The sequence below is a fragment of the Porphyromonas levii genome, from assembly GCF_018206105.1.
Lineage (GTDB): Bacteria > Bacteroidota > Bacteroidia > Bacteroidales > Porphyromonadaceae > Porphyromonas_A > Porphyromonas_A levii.
In genome coordinates this window covers 36,958-55,574 of record NZ_JADRGN010000002.1, presented here as the reverse complement: position 1 = coordinate 55,574, position 18,617 = coordinate 36,958, and the positions used below count along the sequence as shown (strand labels likewise).

Here is an 18,617-nt window from a genome sequence, read left to right as displayed (position 1 = left end):
CTCAAAGGGTGGTGAAGTGATGGATTGTAGCAGTAAGTGGATAGGCAGTGAGTGCGTAGTGCATATCTGGCGATAGGGTAACAAAGGTAGTCCGATTGCTATTAAGCTCGGTGCTACGATAGACCTTACCAGAACTGATACCCAAGGTACCCAGAGCGTGCTGTGGTATTGTTATCGCCAGCGCCACACTCTCTTTTCCGAAATTAATCGCCACTAGCGCAACCTCATGATGCAGCGCACGGAGGAACACCAATAGTCCACGCTCAGAGAGCGACCTATCGGTATAGGTAAGATCATAGAGTGTTCCTTGTGCGAATATTGGCAGCTGCGCAGTATGAAGTAGCCATTGGTACTGCGTTCGAAGCGCAAACGACTTTCCTTCGAGCCACTCTCGAACACTCTCAATAGCCCAGTAGTCGAATATAGTAGTGCGACCATCCAGTCCCGAAAAGCCTTCTTGATCCATCCCTCTCTCTCCCAGCTCTTGACCAAAGTAGGTCATCACAGGATTGCCATCGATAAGAGCGGTAGCGCACATGGCAGGAAAGGCAGTAGCGCCATCACCTACCACGAAATCCGAAGCGAGCCTTTGCTCATCATGATTTTCCATAAAACGGAGGAGGTGTTGCTTGACCCTCTCTTGCTCCCCGAGCACTCCGCTAATCTCAGAAGTACTTGCCGACCCTTTCAATATCTGTATAAGCTTATCATAGAGTCCTACCTTATCGTAGAGATAATCGAACCCAGCCTCTATGTACTCCTCATACCGATTGGGTTGGTATACCTCTGCGATGAAAAGAAGTTCTGGAAATCTCTTGCGGACTTCACCGATTACCCAACGCCAGAAAGGGCTTGGTACCAGCTCCGCCATATCACAACGGAAACCATCGATGCCCTTTGCAGCCCAGTAGCATAGGATATCCAGCATCTTTTGCCACGTGTCAGGGATGGGGTCGAAGTAAGATTGCCAATCGCCCTGTAGGTCAATCCCATAGTTGAGCTTGACCGTCTCGTACCAGTCATTCCGTGACGGAGTTGCGCTGAATACGTTGTTGCCTGTCGCCCTTGCGGGATACTCAGTGTACGGAACCGCTTCCCCGCCTTGAGCTGACGCAAGGGTCAAGGTCTCCTGTGGCAAGTAATAAAAGTTATTCTGCGGAGAGAAAGCGAGGGTTGGGTCATCCTCCGCCCCGAAGTCACGGATACCCTCAGGCTTAGCATCGCTCCGATAGGTTCTTGAGAGGTGATTGGGCACAAAGTCGATAAGCACCTTCAAACCTGCACTATGGGTACGCTCAACGAGTGCCTCAAACTCTGCCATGCGCTCCTCAGGCTGTGAGGCCAGCGCAGGAGCTATATCGTAGTAGTCGGAAATAGCATAGGGCGAACCAGCTTCGCCCTTGACGATAGCAGGATGATGAGCAGGAATAGAAGAGCCAAAGGCCGTCTTGGTCGCATGCTCTATGACCCCAGTGTACCAGATATGGGTACAACCGAGGTCTTTTATTGCCTCAAGCCGAAGGGGCGTGAAGTCATTGAGTTTTCCAGAACCGTTCCTCTCGTAATCGCCATACGGTTGGGGCGCGCTACAGAGGTTGCCAAATAGTCGAGGGAGTACTTGGTAGATAGATATCCGCTTCATTGAATAAGTTCCTCTTATTGTATGTGCCCTTGGTCTACATCCTGTAACACCTGCCAAAGGGTCTCACCCACAGCTTGGAGTGTCTCCTTACTTATGTTGTCCATATTATCATTATGGGTATGCCAGTAGGGCGCAAAGTCTCCGTCGTAATTGATGATATCGACACAAGGTATACGGAGGTTGCGAATAACGAAGTAGTGATCATCCGTAATCGCACCGCCCATCTTATTCACGAAGAAACGCTCATGCCCTAGCTCCGCAGCCGTGCGCCATATATCTGTAACCCTATTGCCTGCCGACTCCTGAGAGAAGTACTCACGCAAGAAACGTGCATCTTTGGCTCCTACCATATCCAGAAGAATCCCAAACTTCGGCATGTATCCCTCAGTGTGTAGGTTCTTAGTCCAGTATTGTGTACCAAGCGCCCAAGTATCGGTATGGTCGGCACCTGGGTCTCCTGCCCAATCGGGCTGCCCATAGTCCTCTGCATCGAAGAACATCAGGTCTACTCCAATATTTTGTAGCCCCACTTCCGATAGTAGGCGAGCTAGCTCCAGCATCACCCCCGGGCCACTGGAGCCATCATCGGCTCCGGGGATTGGACGAAGACGAAGCGCTTCATCGCTCTCCCTATCTGCCCATGGACGAGTGTCCCAGTGCGCGAAGAGCATCACACGCTCCTTAGCCTCTGGTCGGTAAGAAGCGATGATATTAACAATCTCTAGTGCAGTACCATCGTAGGCGGTTATGGTCGCCTTTTGCTCCGTTACAGGAATCCCCCACCCCGCCAGCACTTGAGTAAAGTAGGTCGAAGTTGCTTTGTGCCCAGGGGTATTGGGCACGCGAGGGCCTTGAGCCACCTGATACGCCACATGCTGATAGGCACTATCGGCTGAGAAAGGCGATGGTGCCAGAGTCCGAGCCTCTGTCGTGCTCTGTGTATTTTGGTTCTCTTGCTCTTGCTCATCGCAGGAAGCCGCACTCAGAGTGAGCGCGAGGGCTGCGAGAGATAGTAGAATAAACTTATTCATATTACTTTCCGAGGTATATTAGTTGTGAAATGTTTTGGGAATCAAATAACTTTTGTGCGAGCGCCTGAAGGCGGTCTGGAGTAACGGCATCTAGCCTAGAGAAGAGCTCGGAGAGGTCATTATAATGCCCCTTGAGTAGGAGTTGGCGCCCGAAGTTGAGAAATACAGACTCGCTCTGCTCGGTACCCATCTCGGCTTGTCCCTTTGCCTGCTTTATGCGAGCACGCAATGCTGTAGGCGTGAGGGGCTCATCTTGCAAGCGTTTCAGCTCATCGAGTGTTACTTGGAGGGCTTTCGAGGCATTCGCAGGATCGCTTCCGAAGTAAATCTGCCACCATCCGATATCGGGGAGGGTAGTGAGCGACGACTCCACGCCATACACCCATCCCCGCTGCTCCCTTAGCTGAATACTGAGTCTGCTATTCATCCCAGGTCCAGCTAGGATATTCATTAGGAGAGCCGCCTCAGTCCTCTCACGATCTGCGAGTGTGGGAGCGCCACCACCTATAAGGGTATGCGCTTGGTGGGTAGAGGTCTTCAGTGCCTCTTCAAACCTGACCATCACTGGGGCAGGTATCGGTGGGCATGGTGTGCGCTCTAGGAAAGGCTCCGATAAGAGTTGCGTACAAAGCGTATCGAACCTGAGGTCGGAGACCTGCCCCATACAGAAGAAAATCATCTGGCTAGGGTGAAAAGCCGAGCGGACATAATCGATACAATCCTGAGGTTGCATCCGCTTGAGGCTTCGGCTATTGCCCAAGATAGGGTGTGCCATAGGGTGCCCCGCAAATATCCGCTCCTCGAAATCATCGAAGATGAGATCCGATGGGGAGTCTTTGTAGATATTGATTTCGTCTTCGATAACTACCTTTTCCTTCTCCAGCTCTTGGGCAGGAAAGGTAGCGTGACGGATAAGGTCATTGAGGAGCTCTACGCTTCTCCTGAGTGCTTGTCGGGGTGCCGCAGTATAGACGAAGGTAGTATCCTTCGTGGTATAAGCATTGAGCTCACCGCCCACTAGCTCCATACGGTTGATGATATGCCAAGACTTGCGCCGAGTGGTGCCCTTGAATATGGTGTGCTCCACGAAATGTGCTAGTCCTGGCAGGTGCTCCGGATCATTGCTACTCCCCGAGTGAATGGCAAAGCCGCAGTAAACGACCTTGCTCTTGGTAGGGAGGAGTGCCACCCTAAGACCATTAGGGAGCTTATTTATCTTGTACTGTCTCAATCTGAAATCTTACTCTTTAGATACATAATACCCACTATACATCCTGTATAGATACCGCAAAATTAATCAATTAATCGCATAATTGTATAGAGCGGTCTCAGCAATAGGTGAGACCCAGACCAATGCTTCTTGGAATCAGGTAGGCTTCTTTTACGCAAACCAATAGGATGTACCAAAAGCAAAGATCTATACTCCTTCATGCCCCCCCATATACAGAGTCCTATTTTCCAAGGTTGGAAAGATAAGTTTCCAACGTTGGAAATAAAAGTTTCCAGGGAGGGAACGCTACCTTTCCAATATTGGAAAAAGAAATGGAAATACCAGCTTGATTCGCACGATGCCCATACGACACATTGGCAGCACCTAAGGAAAGAATTGGATAGTGTGTATCTAAATGAAAAGATGTATATTTGCGCACATTATATTAAAATAGGACAGGACTACAGCTAGTATGGGGCATAATAACAAATTTGCTGAACAAAGCGGACTCAACCTCTCTGAGGTAAATAAAGATATGCTTGCGAAGTGGCAAGCAGAAGATCTATTTAGAGCTACACTCAAAGAACGTGAGGGGGCTCCTCGTTTCGTATTCTACGAGGGACCACCTTCTGCCAACGGCATGCCTGGTATCCACCACGTGATGGCTCGTACCATTAAGGATATCTTCTGTAGGTACAAGACCATGAAAGGCTATCTCGTGGAGCGAAAAGCCGGATGGGATACGCACGGACTACCAGTGGAGCTTGGTGTGGAGCGCAACCTAGGGATTACCAAGGCGGATATCGGCACCAAGATTTCGGTGGATGAGTACAACGATGCTTGTAGGCGTGAGGTAATGAAGTACACCGCTGAGTGGCGCAATCTTACCGAGCAGATGGGCTACTGGGTAGATATGGATCATCCCTATATTACCTACGATAATAGATACATTGAGACCCTATGGTATCTCCTGAAACAGCTTTACCAAAAGGGACTCCTCTATAAGGGCTATACCATACAGCCCTACTCTCCTGCCGCAGGTACGGGGCTAAGTTCTCACGAGCTCAACCAACCTGGCACCTACCGAGACGTAAAGGACACCATGGCAACAGTGATGTTCGAGATTAAGTCGCCCGAAGCAGAACTTACGAAGCATGGGACACCATACTTCATTGCGTGGACAACTACGCCATGGACCCTTCCATCCAACACAGCGCTTGCGGTAGGTGCGAAGATTGACTACGTGGCTGTAGAGACCTACAACCCCTACTCTCTCGAACCTATGACCGCTATCCTAGCTAAGCCGCTTCTGAGGTCTTACTTCGCTGCCGAGGGTGAGGAGCTCCCAATGGAGGCTCCTGAGAAGGGGGCTAAGGTAATACCCTACCGCATCATCAAGGAGTACTCAGGGAGTGACTTAGTGGGCATGGAGTATCAGCAACTCTTCCCATGGGTTAATCCTGGAGAGGGCGCATTCCGCGTGATCTCTGGCGACTTCGTTTCTACCGAAGATGGTACCGGTATTGTGCATATAGCACCTACATTTGGTGCAGATGACCAGAAGGTGGCGCAGGCTAATGGTGTGCCTGGGCTACTTATGGTGGACAAAGACGGTAAGGAGCGCCCTATGGTAGACCTTCAGGGTAAGTACTTCCTCATTGAGGAGCTAGACCCAGAGTTTGTAGCTGCACGTATGGATAAGAACGCGTACGGCGAGTATGCGGGCAGATACGTAAAGAATGGCTACGACCCTCAACTATCCGACAAGGATGAGACGCTTGATATCGCCATCTGTATGGCTCTAAAGCAAAGAGGACTTGCCTTTAAGATTGAGAAGCAAAGCCACAGCTACCCACACTGCTGGAGGACAGATAAGCCTGTGCTCTACTACCCACTTGATAGTTGGTTTATCCGTAGTACGGCACTCAAAGATAGGATGCAAGAGCTCAATGACACGATCCACTGGAAGCCAGCTAGCACTGGTAGCGGACGCTTCGGCATGTGGCTCAAGAACCTTCAGGATTGGAACCTCAGCCGCTCTCGCTACTGGGGCACCCCACTGCCTATCTGGCGCACTGAGGATGGTCGTGAGGAACTATGTATTGGTTCGGTAGAGGAGCTCATCACGGAGATTAAGAAGTCCGTAGCCGCTGGTGTAATGACGGAGAACCCGTATGAGGGCTTCGAGGTAGGCAATAATAGTAGCGACAACTACGATAAGATAGACCTACACCGCCCTTACGTGGACAACATCGTGCTAGTAAGCCCTAGTGGCAAGCCTATGATGAGGGAGACCGACCTGATAGACGTATGGTTTGACTCTGGTGCAATGCCTTATGCACAGCTTCATTATCCGTTTGAGAATAAGGAGCTCATAGATGAGCGCGGCTTCTACCCTGCCGACTTTATTGCGGAGGGAGTAGACCAAACCCGTGGTTGGTTCTTTACCCTACACGCCTTGGGGACTATGATTTTTGATAGCGTTGCATTTAAGAACGTTATCTCCAATGGTCTAGTCCTCGATAAGGATGGTAATAAAATGAGCAAGCGCTTGGGCAATAGTGTAGACCCATTCGAGACTATAGATCAGAAGGGTTCAGACCCACTGCGCTGGTATATGATTAGCAACTCCTCTCCATGGGATAACCTTCGCTTCGATATTGATGGGGTAGACGAGGTGCAGCGTAAGTTCTTCGGCACATTATATAATACCTATTCTTTCTTTGCGCTCTATGCTAATCTGGACAACTTCGACCCAGAGACCGAGCAGGTACCTCATGCTGAGCGCCCAGAGCTAGACCGCTGGATTATCTCTGCGCTGAATAGTCTGGTGAAGAAAGTGGAGGAAGATTTGGATGACTATGAGCCTACGAAGGCCACTCGTGCTATCTCGGACTTTGTCAATGACCAGCTCAGTAACTGGTATGTGCGCCTTGCACGTAAGCGCTTCTGGGGCGGTGGTATGAGCCAAGATAAGCTCTCGGCATATCAGACGCTTTACCTGTGCCTAGTAACGGTGAGCAAACTGATAGCACCTGTAGCGCCATTCTATGCCGATAAGCTATATAGAGACCTTGGGGAATCTGTAAGTTCGGTACACCTAGCTATGTTCCCCGCAGTCGAAGAGGAGCTAATAGATAAGGCGCTCGAGGAATCTATGAGCTATGCACAGCGTATCAGTAGTATGATACTTGCCCTCCGCCGCAGGATGAATATCAAGGTGCGCCAGCCACTAGCGAAGTTCTTGGTGCTCACCAATGACGAGGAGGTTCGCACCTCTATCGATAAGGTAAAAGACCTTATCCTCAATGAGGTGAATGTGAAAGAGCTTGTCTTTGCGGATATCTCTGCAGACGTAGTGGTGAAGCGCATTAAGCCGAACTTCAAAGCACTTGGCCCTATCTTCGGCAAGGAGATGAAGCAGGTTGCTGCACACCTATCCGATCTTCCAAAGTCCGATATTCTCGCCCTCGAGCAGAGCGGCAAGATGGAATATCTAGGCAAGGAGATACTACTAGAGCATGTAGAGATTATCTCGGAGGATGTACCGGGCTGGTTGGTACAAAATGAGGGAACAATCACTGTGGCTCTCGACGAAACGATTACCCTAGAGCTAAGACTCGAGGGCTTGGCTCGTGAGCTCGTTAATCGTATACAAAACATTAGAAAGGCTCAGGACTTTAATGTCTCAGATAAGATCAAGGTAGTTCTACAACACCAGCCAGATATTATCGAGGTACTCAAAGCCCACGAGGAGTATATTGCAACACAAGTTCAGGCACTCAGCATCACTACCGAGGAGAAGGTAGAGGGAGAGGCATTGGAGCTTGACGACAACCTTTCTGTAATGGTAAAGGTTATCAAAGGGTAATAGAAGATTATATAAATTGAATCATGGAAAAGACTCAGTACTCACCCGAGGAGCTCCAGGAGTTCCGAGAGATCATAGAGAAGAAACTAAAGAAAGCGCGCCGTAATTATGATATCCTCGTATCTTCGCTAGACTCCAATGACGGTAATGATATCACTGACACTACCCCTACGTACAAGAACCTCACGGAGAGCGCTGTATTGCTCTCCAAGCAGGAGACAGCGAGTCAGGCAGCGCGCCAGCAAAAGTTCATTAAGAACCTAGAGGCTGCACTCGTTAGGATAGAGAATGGCACCTATGGTATCTGTCGTGTTACAGGTAAGCTGATTCCGAAGGAGCGCCTTCGTGCAGTCCCTCATGCTACCCTAAGTATTGAGGCTAAGGAAGCGGGAAACAAGTAAAGGCTCTATGTCAGAACAGATTGGACACACACAACAGCTATCTTCTACTCCTTTCTGCCACCCAAAGTGGCGTGAAAGGAGTGGAATAGCTATAGGGTTCGCTCTCCTACTCCTTGTGATAGACCAGACTATTAAGCTGTGGGTGAAGAGCCACATGATGCTAGGAGAGAGCAAAAGGATTACGGATTGGTTTTTTATCTACTTCACAGAGAATCCTGGAATGGCTTTCGGATGGGAGTTCTTCGATAAGATGTTCCTCACGATATTCCGTATCATTGCCAGTATCATTATAGCATGGCTTATCGCTAAGGTTATTAAAGGAAGGTACAATATCGGGTTCTTACTCTGCATGGTGGCAGTATTCTCTGGTGCAGTAGGCAACATCATCGACTCGGTATTCTATGGACACTTCTTTACCCATAGCTATGGTCAAGTAGCCACCTTCCTCCCCGAAGGTGGTGGTTACGCCACATGGCTACACGGCAAAGTAGTGGATATGTTTTACTTCCCTATTATCAATACTGTGTGGCCCGATTGGATGCCATGGGTAGGTGGGGAAGAGTTGGTATTTTTCCAACCTATATTCAACTTTGCTGATGCTTGTATATCGGTAGGAGTAGTAATACTAATCATTTTCTACGCCCATTCTTTTACTGAGCTACTCGGTGGAAGTGGGAAAAAGAAGGCTGTAGAGCATGATGCTGAAGAGGCTTAGGATCATACCCGTAGTACTCCTATTGGCACTGGCATTCGCCCAGTGCCAAAAACCCTCTTTCGTGCTCGGTCAGAAAAAGATGGCTGAGGTAACTAAGGATATGCTCCTTACCGACGCATACATACAGCATAGTTACCCACCCGATAGTGTGGCAGCACTATATTACGAGAGTGTATTGGAGAAATACGGTATCTCCAGAGAGCAATACGACTCTTCGGTAGTGTGGTATTCGGAAAATGCCTATCGACTTGCAGATATCTACGCTTTGGTTGAGAAAGAACTGACGGAGACCAAAAACCTCACCGATACATTTCTCGCCGATTCTCTCCATCGATACCGTATAAGGTTTGAGCGCCCTAGTCTAGAGAATGGCAACCTTTGGGCTAATAGTACGAGGCTAGTTATCCCAGCAAAAACTACTTTGTGGGCATACTCACAGAGTGTAAGCCCTATCGAAGCGTTTGAGCCTTCGGATACGATTCGATGGTCAGCGGATTTCATAGGGACACCGCCCGATAGCCTCAGCCTTTCGGCTCAACTGCTAATAGTATCGGAACTAGGGTACCGTTACCAGAAAATAAGCAACGCTGCGACTATTCAAGGGCAAAGGTGGGAAAGCACCTTTGTACTGCCAGACTCCCTCCCTACGTCTCCTCGCTATACGCTGACCTTACTTCTAAGGAAGTCGACTAACCCACTGAGGCTACAGCATATATCTCTAGGGAAACCCCAAATTCCTCAAACCCCTTCTGAAGGGCAAGTACAGATGACAGAAGCAGAAGGTTCTGAAGCTAATAGTGAGTTGGAGCCTCTATCTCAGGCACCTGAATAGTAGGTATTCACAATTGGGATGTTGGCATTTGATAGTTTTTAAGTAGCTTTGTGTGATAGAGTAATAATAACTAACTAATACTTTAAGAGAAGAAAAGTTATGTCTAACAAGTTTAAATCAATTCTCTTTGGCGGTTTTGTAGCTGTAGCTATGCTATCGGCAAGCTGTGGAGGAGAGCAAAAAGACCCTATGGAAGGTAATCCTTTTAAGGAGCCAAGTACACTAGCTTTTGGTGCACCTGACTTCTCAAAGATTAAGAACGAGCACTACAAACCAGCCTTTGAAGCTGGTATACAACAACAACGTGAAGAGATTCAGGCTATCATAGATAATCCTGAGGCTCCTACATTCGAGAACACCATCCTTAAGTATGAGGATAGTGGTGCTCTTCTGGAAAGAGTATCACAGACGTTCTTCAATGTTTCTAGTGCAGATGGTACTGACGAGATTAAGGCAATTGAGAGCGAGGTAATCCCTATGATTACTGCTTGGGGCGACGAGATGTCGTTCAACCAGGCTCTCTTCGACCGCATCAAGGTGGTATATGATAATGAGTATGCTACCCTTCAGGGCGAGGACAAGAAGCTACTCGGTGAGATTTACGATGGCTTTGTACGCTCTGGTGCTAATTTACCTGAGGATAAGAAGAAGGAGCTAGAGCAGATCAACGCTCGTCTAGCAGTCCTCCAGCAAGACTTCGTAAAGATGAATATCGATGCGCGCAACAATGCTATCGTACCTATCGAGACGGTAGAGGAACTTGCTGGTCTTAGCGAAGGCGAGATTGCTCAGAGCAAGGCTGATGCAGAGGCTAGCGACAAGGTAAGCACTCCTTACGCTATCGTGATCTCCAACACTACCCAGCAAGACATACTTTCACGCCTAGACAATCGTGCTACTCGCGAAAAGGTATACAAGGCATCTTACCACCGCTCTGATAACACTGGTAATCAGAACACCTACCCTATCATTGCGGAGATGGCAAAGCTTCGCCACCAGAAGGGTAAGGTACTTGGATTCAATAATTATGCTGAGTACTCTCTGCAGAATACAATGGCAAAGACACCAGCTATTGTTACCGACTTCCTTAAGAGCCTGACCGACCAGTACAAGCCCGTTGCAGCTAGAGAGACTGCAGAGATAGAGGCTTATGCTCAGAAGACTATGGCTAGCGACTTCAAGCTAGAGCCATACGATCGCTTCTACTATTCTGCTAAAATGAAGGCTGAGAAGTACAACTTCAATGCTGAGGACGTAAAGCCATACTTCCAGGTAGACTCAGTCCTCAAGAATGGTGTATTCTTCGCTGCTGAGCGTGTATACGGTCTCAAGTTTGAGGAGCGCACAGATATCCCTGTGTATCACCCAGAGGTACGTGTCTACGACGTTAAGGATGCAGCTACTGGCAAGCAGATTGCCCTCTTCTACACCGACCTATTCCGTCGTCCTACTAAGGGTGGTGGCGCTTGGATGAGCGAGTTTGCTTCACAGAGCCGTCGTAACGGCCAGTTGCCTATCATCTACAACGTTTGTAACTACGTTAAGGCTCCAGAGGGTCAGCCTAGCCTACTCTCTTGGGATGATGTTACTACGCTCTTCCATGAGTTCGGTCACGCCCTTCACGGTATGCTATCCGATGTTGAGTATGCTAGCCTAAGTGGCACCAGCGTACTTCGTGACTTCGTAGAGCTTCCAAGCCAGTTCAACGAGTACTTTGCTACAGTTCCAGAGGTATTCTCTAACTACGCTAAGCACTATGAGACAGGTGAGGCAATGCCTGAAGAACTAAAAGCAAAGATGCTTGAGTCTATCACTTACCATGCTGCTTATTCACTTGGCGAGAACCTTGCAGCTTCATCTGGTGATGTTGCATTCCATATGCTAACCGATGAACAGGCAAATGCTCTTACAGCTGAGACCGTTGAGCAACTAGAGAATGACGTACTAAGTGGCTTCGGTCTACTTGACCCACAGATTCCACCTCGCTACCGCACTAGCTACTTCAACCACGTATGGGGTGGTGGCTATGCATGTGGTTACTACAGCTACCTATGGGCTGAGGTACTTACCGTAAACGTAGCACAGGTATTTGATCGCGAGGGTTCACTCAACCCTGAGGTAGGTAAGAAGCTCCGCGAAACTATCCTAAGCAAGGGTAATACCGTTGACCTTGGTGAAGCATTCACTGCTATGACAGGACTAGCTCAGCCAGACCCAGCTCCACTTCTACCAGCTCGTGGAGTAAAGTAATAAGCTTACATACAAATAATAGAGGGTGTGTCCAAATGGGCACACCCTCTATTATTTGTATACAAACCGATAACTATTAGAGATTAGACTTAATCTTCTCAAGCATCTCCACCATCTTCGCCTTCTCGGGCTCGGATATCTTGTGGTTAAAGTCCATATCCCTTTCTTGAGTTATAGGCACTAAGTGTATATGCGCATGTGGCACCTCTAGTCCTATTACTGCCATACCTACTTTACGACAACCAGTAGCTTTCTGGATACCGGCTGCTACTTTCTTTGCGAATACCATCATACGCCCCAACTCCTCATCGGTGAGCTCGAAAAGATAGTCTTCCTCGCGCTTTGGGACGACTAAAGTATGTCCATACTGCACAGGAAAGGCATCGAGGAAAGCACAGAACTCCTCGTTCTCTGCCACGATATAGCCAGGTATCTCGCCCTGGATTATTTTAGTAAATATCGTTGCCATAGTAATATCAGATCGAAATCTCCTCTATCTTAAAGGTTACAATACCGGCTGGCACCTGGATATCTACTATGTCACCCACCTTCTTACCTATTATACCCTTAGCTATCGGTGTAGAAATTGCCATCTTACCCTTTTTAATATCGCTTTCGGTATCAGAGACTATGGTATAGGTCTTCACCTGATTGTTAGCCATATTACGGATAGTCACCGTATTGAGCATCTGAACCGTGTCGGTACTCATCTTACTCGTATCTATAATACGAATATTCTGCAGCTGCATACGTAGCTGACCTATCCTATCCTCCAACAGTGCTTGCTTCTCCTTCGCTGCAGAATACTCTGCATTCTCGGATAGATCCCCCTTGTCACGAGCCTCAGCAATCGCTTGAATCACCTCAGGGCGCTCCACCTCCTCCAGTTTCCTAATTTCCTCTAGGAGGTTCTGGTACCCCTCCTCAGTCATGTAAATGTAGTCCATAAGTATCTTATCTCTCAAGTAAACTCCCTGACGAACATAGTAAAAAACAACAATTCCAAGCAAGGACTACCACAAGGGTTCCTGCCATGGAATCGCTACCATTCTCCTCTCTATTGTCCTAATCGAAGGTGCTTCTAACTTATATTCTTAACTCTTAATGTATTAACACTCAATATTCGTCTCTCTACTGCAAAGGTAATTCCTTTTAGCGACTATTCCAAATATTCTGCTACTTCGTCATAAAATAGTCGAACACCTTTCCCCATTATCCACATCACGTGATAATCCCAGCCCATCTATAATCTCCCCAACACTTAATCTATAGTGGTATGCCTTACGAGAAATGAGATCTAATCAGAGAAATATTTGGTAGTGTAAAAAATTGTCTGTATCTTTGCAATCAGAAATCGCGGGGTGGAGCAGTGGTAGCTCGTTGGGCTCATAACCCAAAGGTCAGAGGTTCGATCCCTCTCCCCGCAACTATTTATAGTGACAAGTCGCTTTTCGGAGTAGACTTGTCACTATTTTTTGTATCTTTGTGCGACAAAAAAGGTAACTAAATTATTTTAAGTAACAAGATTTGATTATGGAGATTATTAGCATTCACGGACGTGAAATCCTTGACTCTCGTGGCAATCCAACCGTAGAGGTGGATGTTGCACTCGCTTGTGGCGCATTTGGTAGAGCTGCTGTTCCTAGCGGCGCCTCTACTGGTGAGCATGAGGCACTAGAGCTTCGTGATGGCGACAAGGGACGTTATTTAGGTAAGGGTGTCCAGAAGGCAGTTGAGAATATTAATACAATCATCGCTCCAGCTCTGATTGGTGAAGATGCTAGCAATCAGCGCCTAATTGATATGAAGATGCTTGAGCTCGATGGCACTTCTACCAAGAGTAAGCTTGGTGCAAATGCCATCCTAGGTGTTTCAATGGCTGTTGCGAAGGCTGCTGCCGACGCTTTTGGTATGCCACTCTATCGCTATATCGGAGGAATCAATGCACATACACTACCAGTACCTATGATGAATATCATCAACGGTGGTAGCCACTCAGATGCTCCTATCGCATTCCAAGAAGTAATGATTCGCCCTATCGGAGCTTCAAGCATCAAGGAGGCTGTTCGTATGGGTGCCGAGATATTCCACAACCTCAAGAAGGTACTCCACGATCGTGGTCTTAGCACTGCTGTTGGCGACGAGGGTGGCTTCGCTCCAGCACTCGATGGCACTGAGGATGCTCTTGATAGCGTACTCAAGGCAATTGCCAACGCTGGCTACAAGGCTGGTGAGCAGGTAACCATCGCTCTCGACTGTGCATCTAGTGAGTTCTACAAGGATGGTGTATACGATTACACCATGTTTGAGGGCGACAAGGGTGCAAAGCGCAACCGTGAGGAGCAGGTAGCATACCTCCAAGACCTCGTAACTAAGTACCCAATCGATTCTATCGAGGATGGTATGAGCGAGAACGACTGGGAGGGTTGGAAGATGCTCACCGATGCTATCGGTGGCAAGTGCCAGCTCGTAGGTGACGACCTATTTGTAACCAATGTAGACTTCCTACGCAAGGGTATCGCTGAGGGTTGTGGCAATTCAATCCTTATCAAGGTAAACCAGATTGGTACACTTACCGAGACTCTTGACGCTATCGAGATGGCACACCGCCATGGTTACACAACCGTTACTAGCCACCGTTCTGGCGAGACCGAGGATTCTACCATCGCTGATATCGCTGTAGCAACCAATTCAGGTCAGATCAAGACTGGTTCACTCAGCCGTACTGACCGCAATGCTAAGTACAACCAACTTATCCGTATCGAGGAGGAGCTTGGTGAGACTGCTAACTTCGGTTACAAGCGTATTAAGTAATACGTCATACGATAATCACAATACAGGCTACGTGGGTTTCCTACGTAGCCTATTTTTATTTTATCTTCGATTGAGTCCGTCTCACAACATACCTACAACAAGGTAATAGATGCAATAATTGCGGGAAGTAGAGAGGTCAAGACCTCTATTTATAGCCATTATAAGTGCAATATTCAATAGATATCCCTATTATCATCACGCAAATCAGAGGCTACGACAGTCCAAAACTACCAAAATTAGGTATTGACACACCATAACTTATTCCCTACCTTTGCCACTGAAACGATACAGAGGGCTATCCCCCCTATCGTACTAAGTGGCATTTTACCATTATAATAACAATAAGAAAGTATGAAGAAGATTTCTATTATCTATGGCTCGTGTACCGACCATACCAAGGACGCAGCAGAGCAGATTGCCGCACTTCTTGCCGAGTACTCCCCCGAAGTACTAAATGTAGCTGAGTGCAATGCCGAAAGTTTCACGAGTGCAGACTTCTTGATCCTCGGCACCTCTACTTGGGGATGTGGAGATTTGCAGGACGATTGGGTAGATGTTCTCGACCAGCTAAAGACTACAGACCTATCGGGCAAACGTGTTGCGCTCTTTGGTCTAGGTGACTCATCAAGTTTCTCCGATACGTTTGTCGATGGTATGGGCGAGCTCTATGAGTTCTTCAGCGATAAGAATTGCCAGATCGTGGGTAGCGTTTCTGCCGATGGCTATTCATTCGATTCATCTCGTGCTTTTATCAATGATGAGTTCGTAGGATTGCCATTGGATAGTGACAACGAAGACCATCTTACCAAAGAGCGTATCGTTGCTTGGGTAGGGGGTCTCAAGTCTTCATTATAAAGTCAATACCCTATGAATAGTGCTATGGAAGTGCTGTCACACTTAACGTACGAATATCATAAAAAGCTAAGGAGCTTAGCGCTCTATACCTTTTACTCATCTAGGAGAGAAGAAGTGGAGCAGTGGCTTCGTAGCCGTCATATTGATTATATCTTGCAAGAGGTTACACCCCTTAAGTACAATGTATTTTTCGGAGACACTCCTTGCCTCGATGTCATTCGCCACATCGGCAACGATAAACCGCTCGCCCAATATACTCCAGAAGAAGATTTCATGCTGGGCATTATGCTGGGTTACGATCGGCTAGAGCAATGCAGGAGGTACCAACATAGAGTGGATTTGTGCAAAAAGTAAGCCCCTTCCCTCCCTTCCTTTTTCATGTCACCGTCACAATTCGCAATACATCATCACTGTCGTATGGGTCGCCCGTTGGGTTATCGGGTTGGACAGCAATAGCGAAATAACTAGGAGGGTTGGGTGCTTCTTTTTGATCATACCACGAAGAGAGTGTACAACGGCTGAATAAGCTACAATATATCTACAAAAGGGCTACGTAGCATGGTGCTACGTAGCCCTTCTTAAATAAGGGACCCCCTATTATTTGCTTTCGTTTTGATCTGGCGTATCGGTTTTCTCTTTTGCGAACCTAAATTGTACAGGCAACACAAATGCTACTCTAGCCAAGGTACCATCCTTAAGCGATGCAGGCTTCCAATTAGGCATCATCTTCACCACTCTTATCGCTTCAGCATCCAAAGCTTCGTGCACCCCTTTTACTACTTTAACATCAGAGAGAGAGCCGTCGGTCTCTATAACAAAACTAAGCATTACTCTTCCCTGAATATTCTCCTTCACTGCTACATCTGGATACTTGATATTCTCACTAAGCCACTTCATCATTGCAGCCTGTCCGCCAGGAAATTCAGGCACATTATCGACATAATCGTATACCTTATCCTTCTCTCCTTCTGTCACCTTGTTCTTAAGAGCAAAAGAAATAGGTAGCGTAAAGCGAACTCGAACTGGCTTGCCCTCAGCCTTACCTGGTGTCCACTTCGGCATAGCTGCTACTACTCGCACAGCCTCGGCATCTAGCGATTCATGTACACTTCTAGCTATTTGAGGATTAGAAACGGAGCCATCTGTCTCTACCACAAAGTGTACCATCACTCTTCCCTGAATATTCTGCTTTTCCGCCTCCTCTGGGTACTTGATATTTTCACCAAGCCATTTCATGAGAGCGTCAATACCTCCAGGGAATTCCGGCATATCTTCGACAAACTCGAAAATTTCACCATCCTTTTCTGGCGGAGGAGCGACCTCTGTAGTCTCGGTAGCTAATGCTTCCTTCACGGTTATCATTTGCGTACCTACAAGTAGGAGTGCAACAATAGGCAGAGCTGCTACAGCGTACAGAACCGCTAAGCTCTTATGGCTTTTCTTATTACTATTCATCATCACAATTCTTTGTTTTAGGTTTTGCATCGAAAAAGATAGGGAGGGCAGTTGTACCATTCGACCTATTGTGCACGCCAGTAGATGATACTGATAGGTCTTACGGTCCTTACCCAAGCGCAATACACCTTGGTCTGCTAGGTACTCTAGGGTATTGCGTTGCTGTTGGAGCATACTCCATGCAAATGGATTCCACCACTGGACCAGCTGCAGCACACAGCCCAATAGCATATCTATATAGTGTCGTTGCTGTATGTGCTCCAGCTCATGCAGCAGTATGGAGTCTATGATTGTGCGGTCGTTCAGCGACCGAGGGATGTAAATAGACTTACCGAAGGTAAAAGGGGCGAGCTCCGCTTCAGTCAGGTAAAGGTTCACAGAATTAGGTAGATGCTGGTGGTCGGCATGGCGCTGAATCCGAAAAATGCTCACGATACCCACCAATAGCCAACCTCCCGTGACTAAGATGCCCGCCAACCAAACTAACTTAGCCACACCCCACCAGTCTATCGACTGGCTCTGTTCGGCCGTAACCACAAACTCATCCTCTAGGATAATTGTAAAAGTGGGGATATTGGCCTCTGCCACTCGAGACTGCCACCAAGGTGTAATCTCAGGCAAGAGAGGAAGAAATAGGCTTGCCACTATGGCAATGACATAGTAGTACCTCTGAGTCCGGAGTAGTGTACTTTTCCGGAGTATAAGCCTATCTATCAAGTAGAATAGAGCTATACCAAGCCCTGAGAGTGCCAAATATCTAAGTAGTACCATATTTACTCCTCCCCTTCATCTATCATCCGAAGTACCTCCTCTATCTCTTCGCGGCTTACCTTATCATGGCGCGCAAAGTATTGTACCATATTCTTATAAGAACCGGTAAAAAAGTTAGAAACCAAGTATTTGAGCGTCTTCCCATAATACTCCTCTTGTGAAATAAGGGGGGCGTATACGTGACCACGCCTTTTACCTACCTTTTGCACGTAATCCTTCTCTTCCAACTTTGCCACCACCGATGCGATAGTTGTATAGGGTGTATTACGATACTCCATCAACTTGATAGCATCGCTAATCTCTCCCTCGCCTATAGCCCAAAGTGCCCTCAAAAAGTCCTCCTCCATAGGGCTCAGACCGTTTAGAAACTCCTTATTACTCATATCAATATACGTGTATTACGAACTCTTCGTAGCAAATCTACGAATTATTCGTAAGTAGGACAAATATTTCGTGAAAAAATTACACTTTGCACCTAAAACGCCTCAGTAGAGGAGATAAAAATTTCCGGCATACTAGAGAAATTTATTCCTAGGAATAAATAAATTTATTTGTACAGATAAATATTTTTATTCCTAGAGAAAAATAAATTTATTCCTAGGAATAAATTTTGCCACTCGCGCCATTCACAATGCCTTCGTGCTAGAGCGCACTTTGGTCTTATACTATGAGCCATTCCTACTCATAGCTCTGACAGCACAAAACACCATTACAGCCACATCGTTAGTTGAATTGGAGGAGCGTAAAAAAATGCATTTGAAATAGCTGAG

General features: G+C 47.3%; 15 protein-coding genes and 1 tRNA gene. 9 read left to right on the top strand and 7 right to left on the bottom strand.

Annotated elements, in window-relative coordinates:
• Nucleotide 1: 1 nt before the first annotated feature.
• The 3 genes from IX315_RS00825 to IX315_RS00815 are packed head-to-tail and all read right to left on the bottom strand — an operon-like array spanning nucleotide 2 to nucleotide 3,904.
• Nucleotides 2-1,642 (bottom strand): alpha-amylase family protein, encoded by a 1,641-nt coding sequence (locus IX315_RS00825; RefSeq protein WP_134849058.1) that lies wholly within the window; start codon nucleotides 1,640-1,642, stop codon nucleotides 2-4.
• A gap of 14 nt (nucleotides 1,643-1,656) precedes the next feature.
• Complete coding sequence (locus tag IX315_RS00820) at nucleotides 1,657-2,673, bottom strand: M28 family peptidase (protein ID WP_211637850.1); 1,017 nt, start codon at nucleotides 2,671-2,673, stop codon at nucleotides 1,657-1,659.
• 1 nt (nucleotide 2,674) lies between these two features.
• Nucleotides 2,675-3,904, bottom strand: coding sequence for a M16 family metallopeptidase (locus IX315_RS00815; RefSeq protein WP_211837086.1), 1,230 nt, complete (start codon nucleotides 3,902-3,904; stop codon nucleotides 2,675-2,677).
• 451 nt (nucleotides 3,905-4,355) lie between these two features.
• Between IX315_RS00815 and ileS the strand changes: the two genes are divergently transcribed.
• From ileS to IX315_RS00790, 5 genes are all read left to right on the top strand, one after another.
• Nucleotides 4,356-7,754 carry an isoleucine--tRNA ligase gene (ileS, locus tag IX315_RS00810; RefSeq protein ID WP_211837085.1) on the top strand — a complete coding sequence of 1,133 codons (3,399 nt, stop codon included), beginning with the start codon at nucleotides 4,356-4,358 and terminating at the stop codon, nucleotides 7,752-7,754.
• Between the two features lie 20 nt (nucleotides 7,755-7,774).
• A complete protein-coding gene (locus IX315_RS00805) occupies nucleotides 7,775-8,155 on the top strand; it encodes a TraR/DksA family transcriptional regulator (RefSeq protein ID WP_026215612.1) in 381 nt (126 codons plus the stop codon).
• Nucleotides 8,156-8,162: 7 nt separating this feature from the next.
• A complete protein-coding gene (locus IX315_RS00800) occupies nucleotides 8,163-8,870 on the top strand; it encodes a lipoprotein signal peptidase (protein WP_244973041.1) in 708 nt (235 codons plus the stop codon).
• On the top strand, nucleotides 8,851-9,702 hold the full coding sequence (locus IX315_RS00795; protein ID WP_211837084.1) for a DUF4296 domain-containing protein: 852 nt from the start codon (nucleotides 8,851-8,853) through the stop codon (nucleotides 9,700-9,702). Before IX315_RS00800 ends, IX315_RS00795 begins: the two co-directional genes overlap by 20 nt.
• A gap of 99 nt (nucleotides 9,703-9,801) precedes the next feature.
• Nucleotides 9,802-11,952: a M3 family metallopeptidase gene (locus IX315_RS00790; RefSeq protein WP_211635700.1), complete on the top strand. Its 2,151-nt coding sequence runs from the start codon at nucleotides 9,802-9,804 to the stop codon at nucleotides 11,950-11,952.
• Nucleotides 11,953-12,028: 76 nt separating this feature from the next.
• On the opposite strand, the gene IX315_RS00785 is transcribed toward IX315_RS00790, so the two are convergent.
• Entirely contained in the window at nucleotides 12,029-12,421 is a 393-nt protein-coding gene (locus tag IX315_RS00785; RefSeq protein WP_018358079.1) for an HIT family protein, read from the bottom strand.
• A gap of 7 nt (nucleotides 12,422-12,428) precedes the next feature.
• Entirely contained in the window at nucleotides 12,429-12,899 is a 471-nt protein-coding gene (gene greA / locus IX315_RS00780) for a transcription elongation factor GreA (protein WP_018358078.1), read from the bottom strand.
• Between the two features lie 408 nt (nucleotides 12,900-13,307).
• On the opposite strand from greA, the gene IX315_RS00775 reads away from it, so the two are divergent.
• The 4 genes from IX315_RS00775 (at nucleotide 13,308) to IX315_RS00760 (ending at nucleotide 15,975) form a co-directional block, all read left to right on the top strand.
• A tRNA-Met gene (locus IX315_RS00775) sits at nucleotides 13,308-13,379 on the top strand.
• Nucleotides 13,380-13,485: 106 nt separating this feature from the next.
• A complete protein-coding gene (gene eno / locus IX315_RS00770; protein ID WP_018358077.1) occupies nucleotides 13,486-14,766 on the top strand; it encodes a phosphopyruvate hydratase in 1,281 nt (426 codons plus the stop codon).
• Nucleotides 14,767-15,117: 351 nt separating this feature from the next.
• Entirely contained in the window at nucleotides 15,118-15,621 is a 504-nt protein-coding gene (fldA, locus tag IX315_RS00765; protein WP_018358076.1) for a flavodoxin FldA, read from the top strand.
• Nucleotides 15,622-15,645: 24 nt separating this feature from the next.
• On the top strand, nucleotides 15,646-15,975 hold the full coding sequence (locus IX315_RS00760; RefSeq protein WP_134849062.1) for a DUF2023 family protein: 330 nt from the start codon (nucleotides 15,646-15,648) through the stop codon (nucleotides 15,973-15,975).
• 243 nt (nucleotides 15,976-16,218) lie between these two features.
• Here the strand turns inward: IX315_RS00760 and IX315_RS00755 are convergent, their stop codons facing one another.
• Nucleotides 16,219-17,847 (bottom strand): M56 family metallopeptidase, encoded by a 1,629-nt coding sequence (locus IX315_RS00755; RefSeq protein ID WP_211637841.1) that lies wholly within the window; start codon nucleotides 17,845-17,847, stop codon nucleotides 16,219-16,221.
• Between the two features lie 2 nt (nucleotides 17,848-17,849).
• Nucleotides 17,850-18,230, bottom strand: coding sequence for a BlaI/MecI/CopY family transcriptional regulator (locus tag IX315_RS00750; protein ID WP_018358073.1), 381 nt, complete (start codon nucleotides 18,228-18,230; stop codon nucleotides 17,850-17,852).
• Nucleotides 18,231-18,617 lie beyond the last annotated feature (387 nt).

What these genes read in the sequence shown, in the direction of transcription:
- IX315_RS00825 (WP_134849058.1), bottom strand. Translation starts at nt 1,642, where the DNA reads ATGAAGCGGATATCTATCTACCAAGTACTCCCTCGACTATTTGGCAAC.
- IX315_RS00820 (WP_211637850.1), bottom strand. Translation starts at nt 2,673, where the DNA reads ATGAATAAGTTTATTCTACTATCTCTCGCAGCCCTCGCGCTCACTCTG.
- ileS (WP_211837085.1), top strand. Translation starts at nt 4,356, where the DNA reads ATGGGGCATAATAACAAATTTGCTGAACAAAGCGGACTCAACCTCTCT.
- IX315_RS00800 (WP_244973041.1), top strand. Translation starts at nt 8,163, where the DNA reads ATGTCAGAACAGATTGGACACACACAACAGCTATCTTCTACTCCTTTC.
- IX315_RS00795 (WP_211837084.1), top strand. Translation starts at nt 8,851, where the DNA reads ATGATGCTGAAGAGGCTTAGGATCATACCCGTAGTACTCCTATTGGCA.
- IX315_RS00790 (WP_211635700.1), top strand. Translation starts at nt 9,802, where the DNA reads ATGTCTAACAAGTTTAAATCAATTCTCTTTGGCGGTTTTGTAGCTGTA.
- IX315_RS00785 (WP_018358079.1), bottom strand. Translation starts at nt 12,421, where the DNA reads ATGGCAACGATATTTACTAAAATAATCCAGGGCGAGATACCTGGCTAT.
- greA (WP_018358078.1), bottom strand. Translation starts at nt 12,899, where the DNA reads ATGGACTACATTTACATGACTGAGGAGGGGTACCAGAACCTCCTAGAG.
- eno (WP_018358077.1), top strand. Translation starts at nt 13,486, where the DNA reads ATGGAGATTATTAGCATTCACGGACGTGAAATCCTTGACTCTCGTGGC.
- fldA (WP_018358076.1), top strand. Translation starts at nt 15,118, where the DNA reads ATGAAGAAGATTTCTATTATCTATGGCTCGTGTACCGACCATACCAAG.
- IX315_RS00760 (WP_134849062.1), top strand. Translation starts at nt 15,646, where the DNA reads ATGGAAGTGCTGTCACACTTAACGTACGAATATCATAAAAAGCTAAGG.
- IX315_RS00755 (WP_211637841.1), bottom strand. Translation starts at nt 17,847, where the DNA reads ATGGTACTACTTAGATATTTGGCACTCTCAGGGCTTGGTATAGCTCTA.
- IX315_RS00750 (WP_018358073.1), bottom strand. Translation starts at nt 18,230, where the DNA reads ATGAGTAATAAGGAGTTTCTAAACGGTCTGAGCCCTATGGAGGAGGAC.